The following is a 21076-nucleotide window of genomic DNA, read 5'->3' on the forward strand; positions in this document are numbered from 1 at the left end:
CATCCTCCCCGCCGCTATTGCGTCGGCACGAGTGACCGGCCGCGACACGTGGCCCGATCCGCGCCGGGCTGGGGAGGCTGCTTCCCTCGCTGCCGCTTTTCCGTCACGGGCCTTGACCGGCCGCGACACGTCCAGGCGGTGGGCTCCGGCGTGGGGAAGGCTCCGGCCGAAGGCCGCGCGGTTGGTCGTTGCCGTTGGGTCCCGTCAGGGCCCGGCCCGTCTGCCGCCCCGACCACTCCTCCCCCGTTTCCCGATAGCCGCCCACCGCCGTCGTAGCGAAGCGGGTCAAGGTGGACCGCCCGGAGCGAAGCGAGGCCGTACGACCTTGACGCGCGCAGCGGAGACGGCAACCATCAAGCGGCGGGAAACGGGGGAACCCGAGGAACCGCACACAACGAAGGGAGCCTGGCGGCAACCGACCGGGACACGTGTCGCTTGTCCGCCGAGTTCGGGAGACAAGGAGCCTCGCTGCTGGGGTTTGTTGTTGGACATGCCGAGGTGGGCGCAGCCTGGGGACCTCGGGTCAGGGGTGGGGGTCGGATTCGGGGACAGTGGCTCTGGCGGGCGGCCGGGTCATCGTCATCATGACCAGCAAGCCCAGGGCGGAGCTGCCGAACAGCAATAGCCCCATCGGGATCGCCGTGGACTCGTCCAGGCCGACCATGGGGGCGACCGCGGCGCCGATGATCATCGGGAAGGCCCCAAGCAGAGAGCTCGCGCTCCCGGCCCGGTTCTCCTGACCTTCCATGGCCAGGGCGAAGGACCCCGTGAGGACCATGCCCATGCAGGTCATGTAGACGAAGATTGGCACGACCAGGAGCACCAGCGGGCCCTGGAGGAAGGCCGTGGTGAGCACCACCGCGGTGGAGGCCACCGCCGCAGTCACGGCCAGGGCGAGGAGGGAGCGCTCTCCGAAACGTTCGCTGAGACGGCCTACGGCGGCGCTGCCGAGGATGATCGCGATGCCGTTCACGCCGAAGAGGAAGCCGAAGACCTGCGGGGACACCCCGTACAGGTCCTGGTAGACGAAGGGTGTTCCGGCGACGTAGGCGAAGCTGCCACCGTGCAGGAGGCCAACGATGAGGGTGTATCCCAGGTAGCGGCGGTCGCGCAGGAGAACGCCCAAGGTACGGAGGCTGCCGCCGAGGGTGCTGGGGATGCGCCGTTCGGCGGGCAGGGTCTCCGGCAGGCGCAGGGCCACTACGAGGACGATCACCGCGCCGAGCAGGGCCAGGGTCCAGAAAATGCTCCGCCAGGTCGCGGAGGGCAGGAGGAGGACTCCCCCGCCGATGACGGGGGCGACCATGGGCGCGACCGCGACCACCACCATGATCAGGGCGAAGAACCGGGTGAGCGCGGCCCCGTCGAAGACGTCGCGGACCACGGCGCGGGAGAGCACCACGCCGGCACTGGCAGTGAAGCCCTGGAGGAAACGGCCCAGAACCAGCACGGCTGTGTTCGGGGCGAGGGCGCACAGCGCCGAGGCCAGGACGAACAGGGCAATGCAGAGCAGGAGCGGCCCGCGGCGGCCGCGGGCGTCGCTGATCGGGCCGATGACGACCTGACCGACCGCGAGACCGACCAGGCAGGTTGTGAGGCTCAGCTGTACCTGGGAGGCGTTGGCGCCAAGGTCAGTGGAGATCTCCGGGAAGGCCGGGAGGTACATGTCGATGTTGAGCGGACCCAGCACCGTCAGCATGGCGAGGAGGAGGGCCAACCCCAGACGTGCGCGGCCGGTCGGGTTTCGGAGCATCGGGTCTCTCTGAGGCGCGGGATGTCAGGAAGGATCCCGATTACGCTACCCAGGGTTGTGCGCTCGGTTTCCTGCTCAGTCGCCAATCTGACTGTGATCTGTCAGGAACGCCCGCCGCCCTACCGCCCACCGTCTTTCCCAGCACCGTCCTTCCGCCCGCCGTCCTTCTGGGCCTGGACGGCGGTGATGGCCACGGTGTTGACGATGTCACGCACGGTGGCGCCGCGGGAGAGGTCGTTGACGGGTTTGCGTAGGCCCTGGAGGACCGGGCCGATCGCCACTGCTCCGGCGCTGCGCTGTACGCCCTTGTGGAGGGTGTTGCCGGCGTTGAGGTCGGGCACCACGAAGACGGTGGCGCGCCCGGCCACGCTGCTTTTCGGGAGTTTGGTGAGCGCCGCCTCGGGTTCGGCGGTGGCGTCGTACTGGAGGGGCCCTTCGAGTTCCAGATCGGGCCGGGCCCGGCGGACCAGGCCGGTGGCAGTGCGGATCTTCTCGGCCTCGGCACCGCTGCCGGAGGCCCCGGTGGAGCAGGAGAGCATCGCGATTCGGGGTTGGAGACCGAAGCGGGCAGCGGTGTCCGCGGAGCTCGCGGCGATCTCGGCGAGCTGGTCGGCGGTGGGGTCGGGGACCAGCGTGCAGTCGCCGTAGACCAGTACGCGGTCGGCCAGACAGATAAAGAACACGCTGGAGACCAGCCCCGAGCGCAGGATCTCGAAGGACGGCCGGATGGTCTGGGCGGTGGTGTGCACGGCACCCGAAACCATGCCGTCGGCGAGCCCGCACTGCACCATGAGCGTGCCGAAGTAGGAGACCTCGCGGACGGTGTCGCGGGCGAGGTCGACGGTGACGCCCTTGTGTGCGCGCAGGGAGGCGTACTCCTCGGCGAAGCGGTCGCGCAGGTCGGAGCTTTCCGGGTCGATGATGTCCGCGGAGCGCAGGTCGAGTCCGAGGTCGGCGGCACGGGCCCGGACCTCGTGCGGGGAGCCCAGGAGGGTGAGGTCGACGACGTCGCGGCGGAGGAGGATGTCGGCGGCGCGTAACACGCGTTCCTCGGTGCCCTCGGCCAGGGCCACCCTGCGGCGGTCGGCGCGGGCGCGATCCAGGAGGGTGTACTCGAACATCAGCGGGGTGACGGCGTCGGTTCGGGTCACCCGGAGACGGTTGAGGAGTTCGGGCCCGTCGACGTTGGCGCTGAAGGTGGCCAGGGCGGACTCGATCTTCCTGTCGGAGAGTGGGGCCGACCCGCCCCGGACCGACGCCAGGCGGGTGGCGGTGGTGTAGGTGTCGAGCGGGGTGGTGAGCACGGGAAAGCGCACGTCCATACCGGTGAGCAGGCGCCAGACCGGTTCGGGCATCTCGGTGTCGCCGGTGATCAGGAGCCCGGCCAGGGACGGGAAGTCGGGTGAGGTGTGCGCGGCGAGCAGGGCGGGCAGCAGCGATCCGGCCCGGTCGGCGGTAAGCAGGATCAGGCTGTCGGCGCTCAGCCGGTCCAGGAGGCCGGGCAAGGACATCGACGCGATCTCCACCCCGGAGGTCTCCCGGGTCAGGCGTTCGGCCTCGCCGAACAGCAGGCGGGCGTCGCAGGCGCGTTGGAGGTCGCGGACGGTGGGCGAACTCAGGCCGGGCATGTCGGGCAGGACGTAGGCGACGTGCCGCAGGCGTTCGCGCGTGGCCGCCAACCTGTCGGGGTGGACCCGGTCGACGACGGTGGCCAGGCGGATGGCCTGCTCGCGGGCGAGCTCGGCGTGCATGATGGCGAGCTCGCTGCGCACCCTGGAACCGGGCCGGTCCACCCCGGAGACCACGAGCAGGACCGGAGTGCCGAGGTTGGCGGCCATGCGGGCGTTGAAGGCGAACTCGGTGGCGGTGACGGCGTCGGTGTAGTCGGTACCCACCACGACCACGGCGCTGTGGCGGGCGGCCAGGTCCCTGTAGGCGGCGATGATCTCCGACATCGCCGCCTCGGGATCGGTGTGCACCCGCCGGTGGGTGGCCCCCACACAGTCCTCGTAGGGGTCGGTGAGCCCGAAGCGGCGGCTCAGGGTCTCCAGCAGGGGGTCGCCGCCCTCTTCGGCGACAACGGGCCGGAACACCCCGACGGAGTCGACCGTGCCGGCCAGCAGCTCGGTCATCCCGAGCGCAATCGTCCTCTTGTCGCTCTCTGCGTCACTGGACGCGACGTAGACTCCTGGCACGGTGGACCTCCGACCTTCGAGCCCTCGGAAGAGCCTTCAGCGGAACATTCAGAAGAGCACGGACATGACCTCCCCGACCTGGCGGAAGCCCACCCGTTGGTAGGCGGCCCGGGCCGGAGTGTTGAAGTCGTTGACGTAGAGCGTCACCCGGGGCGCGATCTCGGCCAGCGCGTAGTTGACCACGGCGGCCATGCCCGCGGTGGAGTGGCCCTGGCCGCGCAGCTCCGGGTGGACCCAGACGCCCTGGATCTGGCAGACGTGCTGGGTGACGGCCCCGATCTCGGCTTTGAAGACCACGCGGCCGTTCTCGATCCGGGCGAAGGCGCGGCCGGTGCGGACCAGTTCCTCGACGCGGGCGCGGTAGAGGGCTCCGCCGTCGCCGGAGTCCGGTGGGACGCCGACCTCCTCGGTGAACATGGCGACGCAGGCGGGCACCAGGGTGTTGATCTCGGAGATACGGACCCGGCGGACCAGCGGGTCGGGTTCGACGGCGGGCGGACCGTCGATCTCCAGGACCGGTTGGCTGGCGCGGATGGCGCGGGCGGGCCCCCAGGCGGGGGTGACCTGCTGCCAGAAGTCGTTGACCGCCTCCACCGGACCGACGATCGAGGAGCAACGGCGGCCGCGCCAGCGGGCGTGGTCGGCGAAGCTGCGCACGGCGGTGGGTCCGGCGTTGACCGGGACGAGGTTGGCACCCGAGTAACACAGGGCAGTGAGCCTGCCGCGCTCCATGTGGCCCCAGACCTCGGCTCCCACGCCGCCGCCGGAGATCCCGGTGGTCATCAGGCGCGAGGCGACGAAGACGTTGCCCACGGGGTCGGCGTCGAGTAGCTCGCGGACGGCCTCCCTGTCACGTTCGCCAAGGATTCGAACCGCCGAGGTCCGCAGCATCGCATCTCCCCCATCTACCCGGTCACCGTGTCCGGCGGGATGCCGGAGCGGTTCGTGGGCCCACGACGAATTCGCGCCGATTCCAGCCTATTAGACCGTCTCCACTGAGTGATTTCGCTGTCCGGTCTCACCTGGTCGTTTCGAGTCCGATCGGGCCGAGGCGGTCTACCGGCGCGTGGGGGGCGCTCTGTGCGGTGCGCGGCTGGGGTTCGGGCCGTGCGTCGCAGGTCAGGTCGGGGCCCTCGACCCCGCGTTCGGGCAGGGTCAGGTCCTGGAGGTAGGCGACGACGGTCTCGTCGACGCAGGTGTTGCCGGTGAGGGCGACGCCATGGGTGATGCCGCCGTCCTCGATGACCAGGGAGGAGCCGGGCAGGCGGCCGCGCAGGGCGTGGGAGCCCTCGACTGGGGTGGCGCCGTCGCCGGTGGCGTGCACGATGAGCACGTCTCCGTCGTAGGCGGGGTGTTCGTAGGGTCCGTCACCGATCTGGAACCAGGGGGCGGACTCGCCTTCCCAGGTGGCACAGGGCGCGTTGTACCAGATGTTGTGCCAGCCCATGAAGGGCGCGTCCTCGTGGACCGCTTCGGCGTTCGCACGCCAGGTCTGCCAGTCGCCTGGCCACTCGGCGTCGGTGCACTGGACCGCGAGGTAGCCGCCATAGCCGGGGTCACTGTCGGCGTCGTCGCCGTAGGAGTCGTGCAGGGCCAGCAGCGGGGCCGGGTCGTCGTCGTTGACCTGTGCGGCCAGAGCCCCGGCGACGGCGGGCCAGGCATTGCCGCTGTAGGCGACGACGATGACGGCGCCCTCGAATTCGGTGGGGCCGACGGTGTCGTCGAGGGGGTTCTCACGCAGTTCGGCGCGCAGGTCGTAGTAGGCGTCGGCGACCGCCTCGCGGTCGGTGCCCAGGCCGTAGGTGTCGTCGTGGCGGGCGACCCAGGCGAAGAAGTTGTGAGCGGCGCGGTCCAGGGCGCGGCTCTGCACGAGGTTGCTCTCGTACCAGGGGTTGTCCGGGTTGACGACGCTGTCCAGGATCACGGCGCGCACGCTGTCCGGGTAGAGGGAGGAGTAGACGGTGCCGAGGTAGCTGCCGTAGGAGTAACCGAGGTAGTCGACCTGTTCGAGGTCGAGGGCGATCCGGATGGCGTCCATGTCGTGCGCGGTGTCCTCGGTGCGCATGTGGTCCAGGAGCGGTCCGGCGCCCTCCGCGCAGGCGGCGGCGTAGGCCTCGGCGTCCTGGCGCAGGGCGTCCTCCTCGGCTGCGTCGGCCGGAACGGTGTCCTTGCGGACGGGGGTGAAGAAGTCGGGGTCGCAGGTGACGGCGGGAGTGGAGGCGCCCATGCCGCGCGGGTCGAAGGCGACCACGTCGTAGGTCTCGCGGAGTTCCGCGGGCATGCGGTTGTGGGTGTGCGCGGCCCACATGCGTCCGGCGCTGCCGGGTCCGCCGGGGTTGACCAGCATGGTGTGTTCGGCGGTGCCGGTGGCGCGGACGCGGGACAGGGCGATCTCGACGGTCTCGGCGAGGTCGTTAACGCGTTCCCCGCCAGTGGTCCGGGCCAAGGGGACGGTGATGGTCGCGCACTCGAGTTTGGCGTCACCGACCGGGTCGAGGTCCTCACAGGGCTGCCAGCCGACCGCCTTCTGGTCGATGCGGGTGGTGGGTGCGACGGCGGTCCCGTTCTCGGCAGCCTGTGCCGTCGGCGCGGTGATCAGGGAGGCCAGGAGCACCCCGGCGGAGACAGCGGCCCACTGCGTGCCTGTTGATCGCACTCGATTACCCCCGATGACTACCGTGTTGTCCCCATGCATTGTCTCAATTACCGAATGTAATCATGGGAAGCGACACGGACCCCATCTGAGTACTCCCCCGGTAACATGTGCCCTGGTCGGATCAGACATGGACAAAGGGGCATAATGCGGCTTGATCGTGTCGACGAGCGGATCATCGCGATACTCGGCGCGGACGCGCGGATGAGTTTCGCGGAGATCGGCGGCGAGGTCGGCCTCAGCCCGTCCGCTGTGAAGCGCCGGGTGGACCGCCTGGTGGAGTCCGGCGCCGTCCGCGGTTTCACCGTGGTCGTCGAACCCCAGGCGATCGGCTGGACCACCGAGGCCTTCATCGAGCTCTACTGCCGTGCGCGCACCTCACCCAGCGAGATCCGCATCGGCCTGGCCAGCTACGCGGAGATCACCTCGGCGTGCACAGTCACCGGGGAGGCTGACGCCATAGTGCAGGTCCGCGCCCGCGACACCCAGCACCTGGAAGAGGTCATCGAGCGCATCGGCGCCGAACCCTTCGTGGTGCGCACCAAGAGCACCCTGGTGCTGTCCCGCCTGGTCGACCAGCCCATCCTCGCCGGAGCCGCCGACCTGTCCTAGGAGGTTCGGGCGGCGACCAGAGCACCTGACGTCGCGGGGGCTGCTTGGAGGTGGCACGGGGATCCGCCGTCACAGTTCTGGGACTGAGAACCGGAACAAAAGTCCAGGTAGGAACAGCGAAGGACCCCGGTAGCGCCGTCAGGGAACGCTTCCGGGGTCCGGGGAGAGGCCCCTCAGGGGCCTCGGCTCTGGCCCTAGTCCTCCGGGAGGGTGACCGGGGCCAGTTCGTCAAACCGGTCGCCCGGGCCCGGGTTGCTCGGGTCGGTCTGGCCGCCGAAGTGGTGCATGACGCCCCACACCGCGTTCAGGGCGGTCTGCACCGCGCCCTCGGCCCAGCCGGCGGTCCAGGACACGTCGTCACCCGCGAGGAACAGCCCGCGGTGGCGCTCGGCCAGGTCCGCCTGGTGGAAGTGGGTGAACAGGCGGCGCTGGTACCGGTAGTGGCCGGGCAGGTTGGCCTTGAACGCGCCCATGAAGTAGGGCTCATCCTCCCAGGACACGGTGACCGGGTCGCCGGTGATGTGGGAGCGGATGTCCACGCCCGGGTAGATCTTGCCGAGCGAGGCCAGCATGACCTCCAGGCGCTCGTTGCCCGAGAGCGGTAGCCACTTGAGCGAGTCGTCGCACCAGGTGTAGGACATGCAGATCGCCGCGGGGCCGTCCGGGTCCTCGCCCTCCAGGAGGTAGGTGCCCCGGGTCATGCGGTCGGTGAGCGTCATGCTCATAACGTCGCGGCCGGTCTCCGGGTCCTTGTCCCGCCAGAACGCGCGGTCCACCGGGACGAACAGTTTGGAGGACTCCATGTAGTGGGTCCGCTCGATCGCCGTCCAGTGATCGATCGGCAGCAGGTCGTCGTCGCAGTCGATCTTGGACAGCATCATCCAGGACTGCGCCGTGAACACCGCGGCCGCGTAGGTGCGGGTGGAGCCGGAGGAATCGGTGACAGTGATGTTGCCCGCCGGGTTGCCCTTGGCGGCGGTCCGGCGCAGCGCGGTCACGGCCGGGCGCGGGTCCCCGCCGTGCAGCGAGGCCAGGGAAGTGCCCTGCGCCCAGTGCACGAGCTTGTCCGGGGCGTCCTCCCACAGACGCAGCGGGAGCTGGTCCACGCCGCCGACAATGCCCATGTGGTCGTCGTCCGCGCCCGTGTAGGTGACCCGCAGGATCTCCAGGATGGAGTTGGGGAAGTCGGTGTCCCAGCCGCCGGTACCGAAGCCCACCTGGCCGAAGACCTCACGGTTACGGAAAGACGAGAAGCCCGGGGACTCGCACAGGAAGCCGTAGAAGGTCTGGTTGTCCAGCTTCTCGACCAGCCGGTTCCAGATCTCCTTCTGGGTGGCGACGTCGCGCTCGCGGATCGCCTTCTGCATGCGGGTGTGCTCGACGCTCTCCAGGGTCTGGTCCCAGGCGCGCGCCACCTCACGGTAGACCTCGGGCAGGTCGTCCAGGTGGGTCGCGTAGTGCGACTCGCCCTTGAGGTCGACGACGGTGCTCGGAGTGGCCGCAGAGAGCGGGTTCGGGAAGGGGCTGGTGGTCAGGCCCATCCGGTCCGAGTAGTGCCAGAAGGAGGTGGAAGTCGGCGGGAAGCGCATGGCGCCCATCTCGGCGACCACATCGGCGGGGGCGCCAGGCAGGCGCTCGGTGCGCAGGCGGCCGCCGATGCGGTCCGCCTCGTACACGACCGGTTTGAGGCCCATCTTCATGAGCTCGTAGGCGGTGACGATGCCGGACAAACCGCCGCCGATCACCGCGACCTCGGTGCCGTGGTGCTCGGCCGGAACCTGGCCCAGCCCGGCCGGGTGCGCCAGGAACTCGTCGTAGGCGAACGGGAAGTCGGGCCCGGACATGGTCAGCGGACGGTCGTTGGCCGGGGTGTCGGTAGCGGGCGCGCTACCGGCGGCCGTGGGCACGGCAGACGTCATGAAGGCCCTCCTTCGCTGGGCTGGGTTTCACCGGGGATGGGTGTGGTGTGTGACGAGAGGTGTCAGGAAGTGCGTGTGGCGGCCGCGGGTTCGGAGTACAGCTCCGGGCGGCGGTCACTCAGGTAGGAGAGTTCGGCGCGGGACAGCTCGGTGGCGGCCGGGTCGACCGCGCCGACCAGCAGCTCCTCCGTGGGCCCGGCCCGCAGCAGCTCGGTACCGTCGGGGCCCACCAGCGTGCTCAGGCCCACGTAGTCGAGCTCCGCCTCGGCGTCGCAGCGGTTCACGTAGGCCAGGTGGATCTGGTTCTCCATGGCCCGGGCCGGGGCGAGGAGGGTGGCCACCGAGGTGTTCGGGCCCATCAGGGCGGTGGGCACGACGAGGAAGGTGGTCCCGGCCAGCGCGTGCGCACGCACGGCCTCGGGGAACTCCACGTCGTAGCAGACGAGGAAGCCGATCCGGTGGGCGCCGAGGTCCGCCTGGACGACCAGGTCGTCACCGGCGCTGAACAGGTTCCGGTCCAGGTCGCCGAACAGGTGGGTCTTGCGGTAGAGCGCGCGGGAGGCCCCCGTGGCGTCCACGAGCCGCACCGCGTTGTAGACGTTCCCGTCGGCCAGTTCAGGGAAGCCGTAGACGATCGCAACGCCGCTCTCGGCGGCGATCCGGGAGACCGCCTCGAAGAGCGGCCCGTCAGCGGGCTCGGCCAGCTTCGCGACCCGTGCCCCGATGTTGTAGCCGGTCATCGACATCTCGGGGGTGATCAGGAGCTCGGCGCCCTCGGCTGCGGCCGTGCGGGCCCGCTCGCGGAGCCGGACCAGGGAGGAGGCGGTGTCGCCGCTGCGTCCCGCGCCCTGGTCGAGGGCCACGCGCAGTGGTGTGGGCATCGCTGTGCACCTCCCGGTGTGTCGTCGCTGGTCAGCCGCGTCCACTCTAGGTGGAGCAGGGCGTGGGATCGGTGTGTGGGGCGTGCACTCTGTTGCGAGTTCGCACCGGACCACCGTGGTTCGTTGCGCGGGTGCGCACATTCGCGCTCGTTACCCTTGAATCCCCGCCTTCGGCCCCGGGGCCGCGGTCCTTCACCCCCAGGCAGAACGCGAGGGCGGGGCCGGGGATTCCCCCCGGCCCCGCCCTGTGTCCGAGCCCACTGTGCTGCTTCTGATGCGGGCGCGAACGCTGCTCAGGGGCCGGTCAGGAGCGGACCTCGACGGTCGGCTCGGTCTCCAGCTCGGAGCGGCGCATGCTGTAGCCGAAGTAGATGACCAGGCCGATCGCGAGCCAGACGCCGAAGGCGATCCACACGCTGAGCGACATGCTGAACATCAGGTAGGCGCAGGCCAGGACGCCGAGGACCGGGGTGACCGGGGCGCCGGGCATCCGGAAGGCGCGCTTGAGGTCGGGGCGGTTCTTGCGCAGCACCAGGACGGCCACGTTGACCAGGGCGAAGGCGAAGAGCGTGCCGATCGCGGTGGCGTCGGCGAGCGGGCCGAGCGGGATGAGCGCGGCCAGCAGGGCGATGAACACCGAGGTGATGATGGTGTTGGTGCGCGGGGTGCCCTTGGCGTCGACCTTGGAGAAGGCCTTGGGGATGAGGCCGTCGCGCGACATCGCGAAGAGGATGCGGGTCTGGCTGTAGAGCACGACCAGGACGACGCTGGCCAGGGCCAGGACGGCGCCGGCCGCGAAGATGACCGCCCAGATCGGGGTGCCGGTAACGACGGTCAGGATGCCTGCCAGGGAGGTCTGCCCCTCGGCGAACAGCTCCCAGTTGAGGGCGCCGACCGCGCTGAAGGCCACCAGGCAGTAGATCGCGGTGACCACGATCATCGAGAACATGATGGCGCGCGGCAGGTCGCGCTGCGGGTTCTTGGCCTCCTCGCTGGCGGTGGAGGCGGAGTCGAAACCGATGTAGGAGAAGAACAGGGTGGCACCGGCGGCGGAGACACCGGCCATGCCCATCGGCATGAACGGGGCGAAGTTGCCGTCCTGGACGGCGGTGATCGCGATGGCCACGAACATCACCAACACGGCGACCTTGATGGCGACCATGACGGCGTTGACACGGGTGCTCTCACGGACCCCGGCGAGCAGGGCGAACATCGACAGCAGGACCACGACGGCGGCGGGCACGTTGATCACGCCGCCCTCGAGGGGTCCGGCCAGGAACGCGCCGGGCAGCGACAGGCCCGTGGTCAGCTGCAGGAGCTCGTTGATGTACTGGCCCCAGCCGACGCCGACCGCGGCGACGGAGACGCCGTAGGTCAACATCAGACACCAGCCGCACACCCAGGCCATGAACTCGCCCATGGTGGCGTAACTGTAGGAGTAGGCCGAGCCGGAGGCGGGGATCATCCCGGCCATCTCGGCGTAGGCGAGCGCGGAGAACAGCGCGGTCACACCGGCAAGGACGAACGCCAGGATGACGGCGGGCCCGGCGATCGGGACGGCCTCACCGAGGACGACGAAGATGCCGGTGCCCAGGGTGGCGCCGATACCGATCATGGACAGCTGCCAGAAACCCATGGTGCGGCGCAGTCCGCTGCCGCTCTCGGTCTCGGCCACCAGCTTCTCGACCGGCTTGCGCCGGCTCAGGCGTTGCCCGAGCGTGGGCGCTGCCGCGCTCACCTGCGCGGGGGTCTTCTGGTCCACCACGAATTGACTCCTCGACGTTCTGCGGGGTGGGCGCACCGGATCGGCGCCGTCTCGAACCAACGACACCCCAAATGTGCCCTAGGCAACGTTAATGGTGTTGCCTGAGTAACATGACCCAAATTTGTTGCATTTGTCCGCTTGATCCAGCGGAATCATGCGTACCGGCGCAAGAAAACGCACGCGACCGTGATTCATGTCATATGAAGTGACCCAATGTGACCACTCCCGCGTGACCTGCGAGGACGCGGCCGGGTTCCCACGACTGGGGTTCGACGACCTGGGTTTCGATGGCCCGGGTTTCGATGACTGAGCATCGCCGGTAGGTGTAAGCGACCATGGGCGCCGAGTGTTCCTGAAACAGCCCGAGTCTTCCTGGAGAAGCAAAGGGGGAGCACGGCCACTCGCCGTGCTCCCCCTCGGAAGCTTCAACCGCGGGTCAAGCCCGCTGGACACGCTGGTGCGGGTCAGCTCGCCACGGAGACGCTGGGCTCGCCCTCGATACCGGCCTCGCCCATCTCCTCGGCGATGCGCATGGCCTCCTCGATGAGGGTCTCCACGATCTTGGACTCGGGGACGGTCTTGATGACCTCGCCCTTGACGAAGATCTGGCCCTTGCCGTTGCCCGAGGCCACGCCCAGGTCGGCCTCGCGCGCCTCACCCGGACCGTTGACGACGCAGCCCATGACAGCCACCCTCAGCGGCACCTCCAGGCCCTCCAGCCCGGCGGTGACCTCCTCGGCGAGCGTGTACACGTCCACCTGGGCACGGCCGCAGCTCGGGCAGGAGACGATCTCCAGGCCGCGCTCGCGCAGGCCCAGGGACTCCAGGATCTGCGCGCCGACCTTGACCTCCTCGGCGGGCGGGGCGGACAGGGACACCCGGATGGTGTCGCCGATCCCCTCCGACAGCAGGGCACCGAAGGCCACGGCGGACTTGATGGTGCCCTGGAAGGCCGGACCGGCCTCGGTGACGCCCAGGTGCAGCGGGTAGTCGCAGGCCTGGGACAGCTGGCGGTAGGCGTTGACCATCACGACCGGGTCGTTGTGCTTGACCGAGATCTTGATGTCGCGGAAGCCGTGCTCCTCGAACAGCGAGCACTCCCACAGCGCGGACTCCACCAGCGCCTCGGGGGTGGCCTTGCCGTACTTGGCGAGCAGGCGCTTGTCGAGCGAACCGGCGTTGACGCCGATCCGGATCGGGGTCCCGGCGTCACCGGCGGCCTTGGCGATCTCGGCGACCTTGTCGTCGAACTTCTTGATGTTGCCCGGGTTGACGCGCACGGCCGCGCAGCCGGCGTCGATGGCCTGGAACACGTACTTGGGCTGGAAGTGGATGTCGGCGATCACCGGGATCTGCGACTTCTTGGCGATGATCGGCAGCGCGTCGGCGTCGTCGTTGGTGGGCACGGCCACCCGGACGATCTGACAGCCGGAGGCGGTCAGCTCGGCGATCTGCTGCAGGGTCGCGTTGATGTCGGAGGTGCGGGTGGTCGTCATCGACTGCACGGAAACCGGGGCGTCCCCGCCGACGGGGACGTTCCCGACCATGATCTGCCGGGTCTTGCGCCGGGTCGCCAGCGGGCGCGGCGGGGTGGCGGGGATACCGAGATCGATGGTCACGCTTGATTCACCTCGTCTGCCGCCGGAGAGGGGGGCGGCACTTGATGTCGTCCGGTTCGTGGAGAAGGGCGCCCGGAGCAGCGCCCGGAGCCGCGTTCGGGTGCTCCGGCTGGGCGGCCTGAACCGCGGCGGCGTTCCCGGAACGCGACCCCAAGGTTACCCGCCCTGGAGAAGACGCTCGGACCGTCGTGGCCCCATTCACACCAGTTCAACCGGTATTCATCCGCCGAAGGTGATCTTCGGGGCGGCCCCGGGCACCCCGGAGACCGCCCCGAAGAGGTCAGTCTTGCATCAACCGAACAATCGGACCGGATTGATGAGGTCGGCCACGAGCAGGATGACGCTGAACACCAGGAAACAGGCCACGATCACGTATGCCACCGGGGTCAGCAGCGCCACATCCACCGGCCCCGGGTCCGGTCGTCGGAAGATCCTGGCCGTCCACTTCTTGATGGACTCCCAGATCGCCCCGACCATGTGCCCGCCGTCCAGCGGCAGGATCGGCAGCATGTTGAAGGCGAAGAGGAAGAGGTTGACGCTGGCCAGGATGCTGAGCATGATCGCGACGGTGTCGATCACCGGCAGGCCCTGCGACATGATCTCGCCGCCGATGCGGGAGATACCGACGATGCCCACGGGGGAGTCCTCGGTGCGCTGCTCGCCCAGGAAAGCGGCGCCGAACACCTCGGGAACCCGGCTGGGCAGGGCGATGATCGCCTCGCCGACGTTGACCAGCATGGTGCCGACCTCGGAGACCGACTCCCCCACGGTCAGGGCCTGGCGCTCCTGGACGAAGATGACCCCCAGGAAGCCCACGACCTCGGTGGCGGCGACCCGGCGGCCCTGCTCGTCGTAGACGTGGTTTCCGTTCTCGTCGAGCTCGTAGACGATGTTGCCGTCCGCGTCCCGGGCGGGCAGCTCGTTCTCGACGATGTCGATGTCGGTGGTGAAGCGATCGCCGTCGCGTTCGATCACGAACTCGGTGGGGCCGAGGGACTGGCGGATCTGGCTGTTGACGTTGGCGCCCTCGGTGCGCTCGCCGTCGATGGAGAGGATGAAGTCACCCGGCTCCAGCCCGGCCTCGTAGGAGGGGGTGCGGTCGAACTCGTCGGTGCACTCGGTGGCGGTGACCCCGGCGGGCACGATGCACTCGCGCAGCTGGCCGATCTGCGGGGTCTCCTTGTGCACGCCGATCCCCATGAAGAGCACGGCCAGCAGGATCACCGCGAGGATGAGGTTCATGCCCGGACCGGCGAACATGACGATCAGGCGCTTCCAGGGGGCGCGCTGGTAGAACTGCCGGTCCTGGTCCTCGGGGGACAGCTCCACGTAGGAGGCCTCGCGGGCGTCCTCGGCCATCGCCCGCCAGCGCGACATCTTCTTGGCGCCGCCGTCCTCCGCGCGCTTGGCGGGCGGCAGCATGCCGACCATCCGCACGAAGCCGCCCAACGGGACGGCCTTGATGCCGTACTCGGTCTCGCCCCTGCGCACCGACCACAGTGTCTTGCCGAAGCCCACCATGAACTCGGTGCACTTGATCCCGAACATCTTGGCCGTGGACATATGGCCGAGCTCGTGCCATGCGATCGAGAACAGCAGTCCCACCACGAACAGGACGATCCCGACCACGGTCAGCAGGACGACCATGTATCTCTCCTCAAGCCAGTATGGCCCTCAGCCGCGGGTGAGCAGCTCGCGCGCGCGGGTTCGGGCCCAGGTGTCAGCGGCGTACACGTCGTCCAGGGTCAGGGTCGAGGCCCCCGGGCGCTCCGTCCGCTGGTGTTCTGAGACTACCTGGGAGACAGTGTCCATGATGGCCGGGAACGCGAGGTTTCCCTTCAGGAAGGCGTCGACCGCCTCCTCGTTGGCCGCGTTGTAGACGGCCGGGGCCGTACCGCCCGCGGCGCCGACCTCTGCGGCCAGCCGCACGGCGGGGAAGGCCTCGTCGTCCAGGGGCTCGAAGGTCCAGCTCTGCGCCTTGGTCCAGTCCATGCCCGGGGCGGCGTCGGGGACGCGTTCGGGGGCGCCGATCCCGTAGGCGATCGGGATCATCATGCTGGGCGGGCTGGCCTTGGCCAGGGTGGTGCCGTCCACGTACTCGACCATGGAGTGCACGATCGACTGCGGGTGGACGACCACGTCGATGCGGTCGAAGGGCACGTCGAAGAGCAGGTTGGCCTCGATTACCTCCAGACCCTTGTTGACCAGGGTCGCGGAGTTGACGGTGATGACCGGGCCCATGCTCCAGGTGGGGTGGTCGAGCGCCTCGGCGGGGGTGACTTCGGCCAGTTCCTCGGCCCGGCGGCCGCGGAAGGGGCCGCCGCTGGCGGTGACCACCAGGCGGCGCACCTCTGCCCGTCCGGCGTGCACGAGCCCCTGAGCGGGGCTGGTGAGCTCACCCTCGGGCAGGTACGGGAAGCACTGGGCGATGGCGTAGTGCTCGGAGTCGACCGGGACGATCTGGCCGGGGGCGGCCAGGTCGCGTACGAGCGGCCCGCCGATGATCAGGGATTCCTTGTTGGCCAGGGCCAAAGTGGTCCCGGCGCGCAGCGTGGCCAGGGTGGACTCCAGACCCAGCGCCCCGGTGATGCCGTTGAGGACGACGTCGCAGGGGGAAGCGGCCAGCTCAGCCACGCCCTGGGCGCCGACCAGCACCTCGGGGGCGGCACCCTGCTCGCCGAGGAGGCGGGTGAGCTCGGCGGCGCGGGCCGGATCGGCCACGGCGACGCGTTCGGCCCCCAGATCCACGGCCTGCTTGGCCAGCAGATCCACCCGGCCGCCCCCGGCGGCCAGGCCCACCACCCGGAAGCGCTCCGGGTTGCGCTGGACGATGTCGATGGCCTGGGTCCCGATGGAGCCGGTGGAGCCGAGGATCACTACTGTTCGCTGCTGTTCTTCTCGCACGGGTCCATTGTCGCGCACCCGGCCGATCCGCGCCGATGCCCTGTGGACAACCCGTCGGGGCGACGGAGCGAAGTTCCGGTGAAACGGAGGGGACACACCGGGGCCACGGGGTCTTTACAACGGCACGGGGATCGCCTAACTTGACCCGTGAGTAAGTTACCTCACAGTAAAGAGAGACGCCGATCACCGCCGGTGCGACCGAACACCGGCCTCCCCCGATGGTGCGGGCGCGACTGCCCATCGGAACCTCCCCGCCCCCATCCCCGCCGAGGTTTCCGACATGATCCCTGTCCGTACGCGCCCCTCCCCCGGCGCGCGTCTTCGCTCCCTCTCCTGTGTGGCGGCGGCCGCCGTCGCGGCCGCCACCCTGTCCCCGGCGCCCGCCTCCGCGGTCACCATCGCATCGACCATCAGCTACGAGACGATCGTCAGCCATGACGGCACCGAGCTGAAGGCCAAGGTCATCACCCCCACCGGCGCCGAGGGACCGCGCCCGCTGCTGGTCATGCCCTCCGCCTGGGCGACCCCGCACATCCTGTACGTCGGAGCGGCCAAGAAACTGGCTGAGCAGTCCGGCTACCAGGTCGTCGCCTACTCCTCGCGCGGCTTCTGGGACTCCGGCGGCGGCATCGAGGTGGCCGGTCCCGAGGACCGGGCCGACGCCAGCGCCGTCATCGACTGGGCCCTGGAGAACACCGAGGCCGACGCCGACCGGATCGGCATGGCCGGCATCTCCTACGGCGGCGGGATCAGCCTGCTCACCGCAGCCGAGGACAACCGGGTCAAGGCGGTCGGCTCGATGAGCGGCTGGGCCGACCTGGAGGCCTCGCTCTACCCGAACGAGACCATCGACGTGCAGTCCGCCGAGCTGCTGCTCCTGGCCGGGAACCTGCTCGGCACCCCGGGCGAGGCGCTCAAGGAGATGGAGAGAGAGTACCGGCGCGGCAACATCGACCCCATCCTCGAGATGGCCCCGGACCGCTCGGCCGCCACCAAGGTGGACCAGATCAACGCCAACGGGACCGCCGTCATGATGGCGCACGGCTGGAACGACGGCATGTTCCCGGCCGCGCACATCGCCGACTTCTACGAGGAGCTGTCCGGCGACAAGCGGCTCATGCTCACCCCCGGCGACCACGCCACCCCCGAGGCGTTCGGCGCGGTCGGGCTGCCCAACGAGGTCTGGGAGGACCTGGGCCGCTGGTTCGACCACCACCTCAAGGGCGAGGACAACGGCATCGACGCCGAGGATCCGGTGCGCGTCAAGCCCAACAACGGCAACGGCGCCTGGACCTCGCACGCGGACTGGCCGTCGGTGACCGCCGGGACCGACGAGTACTACCTGGACCGGCCCAGCACCAGCTGGGGCCGCTGGCAGAGCAGCGGTGCCATGAAGGCCGAGCCCGCGACCGGCTGGAACTACGGTTTCCGTACCGGCATCGGCACGACGGCGCGCAGCGGCACGGTGATTCTGTCCGGGGCGCTCCAGCAGTTCTTCGACGTGCCCACCGGAGTACTGCTGCCCACCGTGGACCGCTACCGGGCGGCGGTGTGGACCAGCCCCGCCTACCCCGACGGCGCCCGCGTGGCCGGTGTGCCCGAGGTGACGTTCACGGTCACGCCGACCACCACCAACCAGTCGGTGTTCGTGTACCTGTACGCGATCAACGCCCACGGGACCGGCTCCCTGCTGAGCCACGCCCCCTACACGCTGCGCGACGCCGTCCCGGGTGAGCCGGTGACGGTGGAGGCCGAAATGTCCTCGGTGGTGTGGGACGTCCCGGCCAGGCACCGGCTGGCCGTGGTGGTGGACAGCAGGGACCTGCGCTACGACAGCGAGAGCCGCATCGGCAACCGCGTCACGGTGACCTCGCCGGAGGAGAACCCGACGAAGGTGACGATCCCGCTCGGCTAGCCCCTGAACCCTGCGAACACCCCGGTTACCTCTTGACCGATACCTCGGTTTTCGACCAGGAGGAAACCGCGAGACCGGCGACCGGTCGGCCCGAACTCCCGCAGGGTCGGCCGGTCGCCCTTCGTTTCCCGAGGAAGCCACGACACAAACTAAAAGTAGTTATTGAGTTACTCAAAGTGTGCAAAGATCGTGGCCATGACCTCGTCCACCGCACGCAAGATCCTCGCGCCGCTGGCCGCCGCCGCGGTCGCCCTCGGGGGTCTGGCCCTCGTCAACCACCTGCCCGCCCCGGCCTCAGCCGTGACCCAGGCCCTGCACGCCTCCGCCGCCCTCCCGGACTCGCTCGCCCCCGAAACACCCGTCCAACAGAGTCGGGTCGCCGCCACCCGGATGGACGGGGTCGTCCACCAGACCGGGGCCGTGACCGACGAGCAGAACGCCGCCGTCCTCGACTACTGGACCAACGACCGGATGGCCGCCGCGCAGCCCATCTCCAGCCTGGTCGATTCGGCTCTCGGGCTCGCCGAACCCCTCCACCGCTCCCCCACCGAGGTCGAGCCGCAGGCCGCCCGACCCGACAGCGACGGGGAACGCTGGAACGACGGCGGCCGCGTCAGCCGGACCACCGGCAAGGTGTACCTGACCATGGACGGGCGTGACTTCACCTGTTCGGCGTCGGTCGTGGACTCCGCCAACGGCAGCACCCTGGTGACCGCCGGGCACTGCGCCAAGGACGGCCGCGGCTCCTGGGCCCGCAACTGGACCTTCGTCCCCGGTTACGCCGACGGCTCCAGCCCGCACGGCAGGTTCACCGCCCGCGACCTCATGGTCGCCCCGCAGTGGGCCAACCGGGCCGACGACAGCTACGACTTCGCGATGGTCGTACTGAACCGGAACGGCGGCGCCAGCGTGCAGGACCGGGTCGGCGCCCAGAAGATCGCCTTCGACACCTGGACCGAGCAGCGGGTCCGCGACGGGGTGCAGGTGTACACCTTCGGCTACCCGGCAGCCTCGCCCTTCAACGGCCGCCACCTGCACTACTGCTCCGGCCGCACCGTTCCCGACACCGGCGGTACCACCGCCAACGGCGTCCGCTGCACCATGACCCAGGGCTCCAGCGGCGGTCCCTGGTTCACCGGCTTCGACCCCGCCACCGGGCAGGGCACCATCTCCTCGGTGGTGAGCTTCAAGTACGCCGACGACCGCAACACGCAGTACGGGCCGCGTCTGGGAACCGAAGCCAAGCGCCTCTTCGACCACGCCAACCAGCTGTAGACGACCTGATCCGACCCGCGCCCAAACGCGACGGCGGGGCGGTGGTGCCATCCCCGGTCACCACCGCCCCGCCTTCTCCTCGGTCCGACCGCCACCGGACCCGGTTCTCCCCCGGCCTAGAGGTCGATGCCGGTGAGGACGAGGACCCGCTCGTGGGTGAGGTCGGTCATCGCGGCACGCAGACCCTCCTTGCCCACACCCGAACGCTTGACGCCGCCGTAGGGCATCTGGTCGGCGCGGAAGGTGGGCACATCGCCGATGACCACGCCGCCCACCTCCAGCTCGCGGTGGGCCCGGAAGGCGGTGGGCAGGTCACGGGTGAAGATCCCGGCCTGCAGGCCGAAATCGCTGTCGTTGACCGCGGCGAAGGCGGCGTCAGTGTCGGCGACCCGCTGGATGACCAGCACGGGGCCGAACACCTCCTCGCGCACCACCTTGGCGTCGGCGGGCACGTCCGCCAGGACGGTCGGCGCGACGGTGACGCCGTCACGGATGCCGCCGGTGAGCAGTCGCGCACCCGCGGCGACCGCCTCGTCGATCCAGGAGGACACCCGCTCGGCGGCGGCCTCATCGACCAGCGGACCGACGTCGGTCTTCGGGTCGGCCGGGTCCCCGGTGCCGAGGGCCTCGACCTGGTTGACCAGGCGCGGCAGGAACTCCTCGTAGACGGACTCGGTGACCACGACCCGCTGCACGCCGATGCACACTTGACCGGCCTGGTTGTTGCCGAACAGCGCGACCCGCTGGGCGGCCCAGTCAAGGTCGGCGTCGTCGAGCACCACGGCCGCGGCGTTGCCGCCGAGCTCCAGGGTGACGTGCTTGTGCGGGGCGCGCCGCTGGATCTCCCAGCCGAAGGGGCCGCCGGTGAAGGAGATAACGGGCAGGCGCTCGTCGGTGATCAGCGGGGCAGCCAGCTCGTTGGGCATGGGCAGCACCGAGAACATGCCTGCGGGCAGGTCGGTCTCGGCGAGGATCTCACCGAGGATCAGCGCGGTGATCGGGGTGGCCGGGGCGGGCTTGAGGATCACCGGGGCACCCACGGCGATGGCCGGGGCGACCTTGTGGGCGACCAGGTTGAGCGGGAAATTGAACGGGGAGATGCCCAGGACCGGCCCCTTGGGGACCCGGCGGACCATGGCCATCCGCCCGGTACCGCCCGGGTCGGTGTCCAGGCGCTGGAGCTCGCCGCTGTCCCGGCGGGCCTCCTCGGCGGCCCAGCGGAACACCGAGACGGCGCGCCCGGCCTCGGCGCGGGCCCACTTGATCGGCTTGCCGCTCTCGGCGGTAATGGTCTGGGCGATCTCCTCGGCGCGCTCGCCGATGCGCCGGGAGATGTGGTCAAGGGCCCCGGCGCGTACGTGCGCGGGCAGGGCGGCGGCCTGGGCGGCCACCGCGTCCGCGGCGACGACGGCGGCCTCCACCTGGGCCTCGGTGGGCACGGAGACGACGCCCGCCGCCTCGCCGGTGTAGGGGTTGCGGACGGTCATCTCGGTGTCGCCGGTCGCGGCGGTTCCGGCCAGCCAGAACGGGTGCGTGCTCATGTCGGTGACGCTAACCCGCACCCGGGCAGGGCAGCTTTGTCCAC

At 69.9% G+C, this 21076-nt stretch carries 14 protein-coding genes; 3 read left to right on the forward strand and 11 right to left on the reverse strand.

Annotated features, from left to right (window positions below; genetic code table 11):
• Positions 1-523 precede the first annotated feature (523 nt).
• From D457_RS0116635 to D457_RS0116650, 4 genes are all read right to left on the reverse strand, one after another.
• Complete coding sequence (locus D457_RS0116635) at positions 524-1753, reverse strand: Bcr/CflA family efflux MFS transporter (RefSeq protein ID WP_017581806.1); 1230 nt, start codon at positions 1751-1753, stop codon at positions 524-526.
• 119 nt (positions 1754-1872) lie between these two features.
• Positions 1873-3948 (reverse strand): phosphate acetyltransferase, encoded by a 2076-nt coding sequence (gene pta / locus D457_RS0116640; protein ID WP_039831366.1) that lies wholly within the window; start codon positions 3946-3948, stop codon positions 1873-1875.
• A 48-nt stretch (positions 3949-3996) separates the two neighbouring features.
• The gene (locus D457_RS0116645; protein WP_017581808.1) at positions 3997-4839 is read right to left on the reverse strand and encodes a GNAT family N-acetyltransferase; all 843 of its coding nucleotides are present in this window, start codon (positions 4837-4839) and stop codon (positions 3997-3999) included.
• Between the two features lie 127 nt (positions 4840-4966).
• Positions 4967-6604, reverse strand: a complete 1638-nt coding sequence (locus D457_RS0116650) for an alpha/beta fold hydrolase (protein WP_239646123.1) — start codon at positions 6602-6604, stop codon at positions 4967-4969.
• A 144-nt stretch (positions 6605-6748) separates the two neighbouring features.
• On the opposite strand from D457_RS0116650, the gene D457_RS0116655 reads away from it, so the two are divergent.
• On the forward strand, positions 6749-7213 hold the full coding sequence (locus D457_RS0116655; protein ID WP_017581810.1) for an Lrp/AsnC family transcriptional regulator: 465 nt from the start codon (positions 6749-6751) through the stop codon (positions 7211-7213).
• Positions 7214-7407: 194 nt separating this feature from the next.
• Here D457_RS0116655 and D457_RS0116660 read toward each other — a convergent pair whose 3' ends face one another.
• The 6 genes from D457_RS0116660 to dxr form a co-directional block, all read right to left on the reverse strand.
• Positions 7408-9132 carry a flavin monoamine oxidase family protein gene (locus D457_RS0116660; protein WP_017581811.1) on the reverse strand — a complete coding sequence of 575 codons (1725 nt, stop codon included), beginning with the start codon at positions 9130-9132 and terminating at the stop codon, positions 7408-7410.
• Positions 9133-9194: 62 nt separating this feature from the next.
• Positions 9195-10013 (reverse strand): carbon-nitrogen hydrolase family protein, encoded by an 819-nt coding sequence (locus tag D457_RS0116665; RefSeq protein WP_017581812.1) that lies wholly within the window; start codon positions 10011-10013, stop codon positions 9195-9197.
• A 304-nt stretch (positions 10014-10317) separates the two neighbouring features.
• On the reverse strand, positions 10318-11778 hold the full coding sequence (locus D457_RS0116670; RefSeq protein ID WP_017581813.1) for an amino acid permease: 1461 nt from the start codon (positions 11776-11778) through the stop codon (positions 10318-10320).
• A gap of 464 nt (positions 11779-12242) precedes the next feature.
• Entirely contained in the window at positions 12243-13397 is a 1155-nt protein-coding gene (gene ispG / locus D457_RS0116680) for a flavodoxin-dependent (E)-4-hydroxy-3-methylbut-2-enyl-diphosphate synthase (protein ID WP_017581815.1), read from the reverse strand.
• A gap of 291 nt (positions 13398-13688) precedes the next feature.
• Positions 13689-15044, reverse strand: a complete 1356-nt coding sequence (locus D457_RS0116685) for a M50 family metallopeptidase (RefSeq protein ID WP_017581816.1) — start codon at positions 15042-15044, stop codon at positions 13689-13691.
• 27 nt (positions 15045-15071) lie between these two features.
• Positions 15072-16274, reverse strand: a complete 1203-nt coding sequence (dxr, locus tag D457_RS0116690) for a 1-deoxy-D-xylulose-5-phosphate reductoisomerase (protein WP_017581817.1) — start codon at positions 16272-16274, stop codon at positions 15072-15074.
• 307 nt (positions 16275-16581) lie between these two features.
• On the opposite strand from dxr, the gene D457_RS0116695 reads away from it, so the two are divergent.
• Entirely contained in the window at positions 16582-18216 is a 1635-nt protein-coding gene (locus tag D457_RS0116695) for a CocE/NonD family hydrolase (RefSeq protein WP_017581818.1), read from the forward strand.
• A 195-nt stretch (positions 18217-18411) separates the two neighbouring features.
• Entirely contained in the window at positions 18412-19491 is a 1080-nt protein-coding gene (locus D457_RS0116700; RefSeq protein WP_017581819.1) for a trypsin-like serine peptidase, read from the forward strand.
• A 116-nt stretch (positions 19492-19607) separates the two neighbouring features.
• On the opposite strand, the gene D457_RS0116705 is transcribed toward D457_RS0116700, so the two are convergent.
• Complete coding sequence (locus D457_RS0116705; RefSeq protein WP_026116723.1) at positions 19608-21032, reverse strand: aldehyde dehydrogenase family protein; 1425 nt, start codon at positions 21030-21032, stop codon at positions 19608-19610.
• Positions 21033-21076 lie beyond the last annotated feature (44 nt).

The sequence above is a fragment of the Nocardiopsis valliformis DSM 45023 genome, assembly GCF_000340985.1.
In the GTDB taxonomy this organism is placed as follows: Bacteria; Actinomycetota; Actinomycetes; order Streptosporangiales; family Streptosporangiaceae; genus Nocardiopsis; species Nocardiopsis exhalans.

What these genes read in the sequence shown, in the direction of transcription:
- D457_RS0116700 (WP_017581819.1), top strand. Translation starts at nt 18,412, where the DNA reads ATGACCTCGTCCACCGCACGCAAGATCCTCGCGCCGCTGGCCGCCGCC.
- D457_RS0116685 (WP_017581816.1), bottom strand. Translation starts at nt 15,044, where the DNA reads ATGGTCGTCCTGCTGACCGTGGTCGGGATCGTCCTGTTCGTGGTGGGA.
- D457_RS0116660 (WP_017581811.1), bottom strand. Translation starts at nt 9,132, where the DNA reads ATGACGTCTGCCGTGCCCACGGCCGCCGGTAGCGCGCCCGCTACCGAC.
- D457_RS0116645 (WP_017581808.1), bottom strand. Translation starts at nt 4,839, where the DNA reads ATGCTGCGGACCTCGGCGGTTCGAATCCTTGGCGAACGTGACAGGGAG.
- D457_RS0116695 (WP_017581818.1), top strand. Translation starts at nt 16,582, where the DNA reads ATGATCCCTGTCCGTACGCGCCCCTCCCCCGGCGCGCGTCTTCGCTCC.
- D457_RS0116655 (WP_017581810.1), top strand. Translation starts at nt 6,749, where the DNA reads ATGCGGCTTGATCGTGTCGACGAGCGGATCATCGCGATACTCGGCGCG.
- D457_RS0116635 (WP_017581806.1), bottom strand. Translation starts at nt 1,753, where the DNA reads ATGCTCCGAAACCCGACCGGCCGCGCACGTCTGGGGTTGGCCCTCCTC.
- D457_RS0116705 (WP_026116723.1), bottom strand. Translation starts at nt 21,032, where the DNA reads ATGAGCACGCACCCGTTCTGGCTGGCCGGAACCGCCGCGACCGGCGAC.
- D457_RS0116665 (WP_017581812.1), bottom strand. Translation starts at nt 10,013, where the DNA reads ATGCCCACACCACTGCGCGTGGCCCTCGACCAGGGCGCGGGACGCAGC.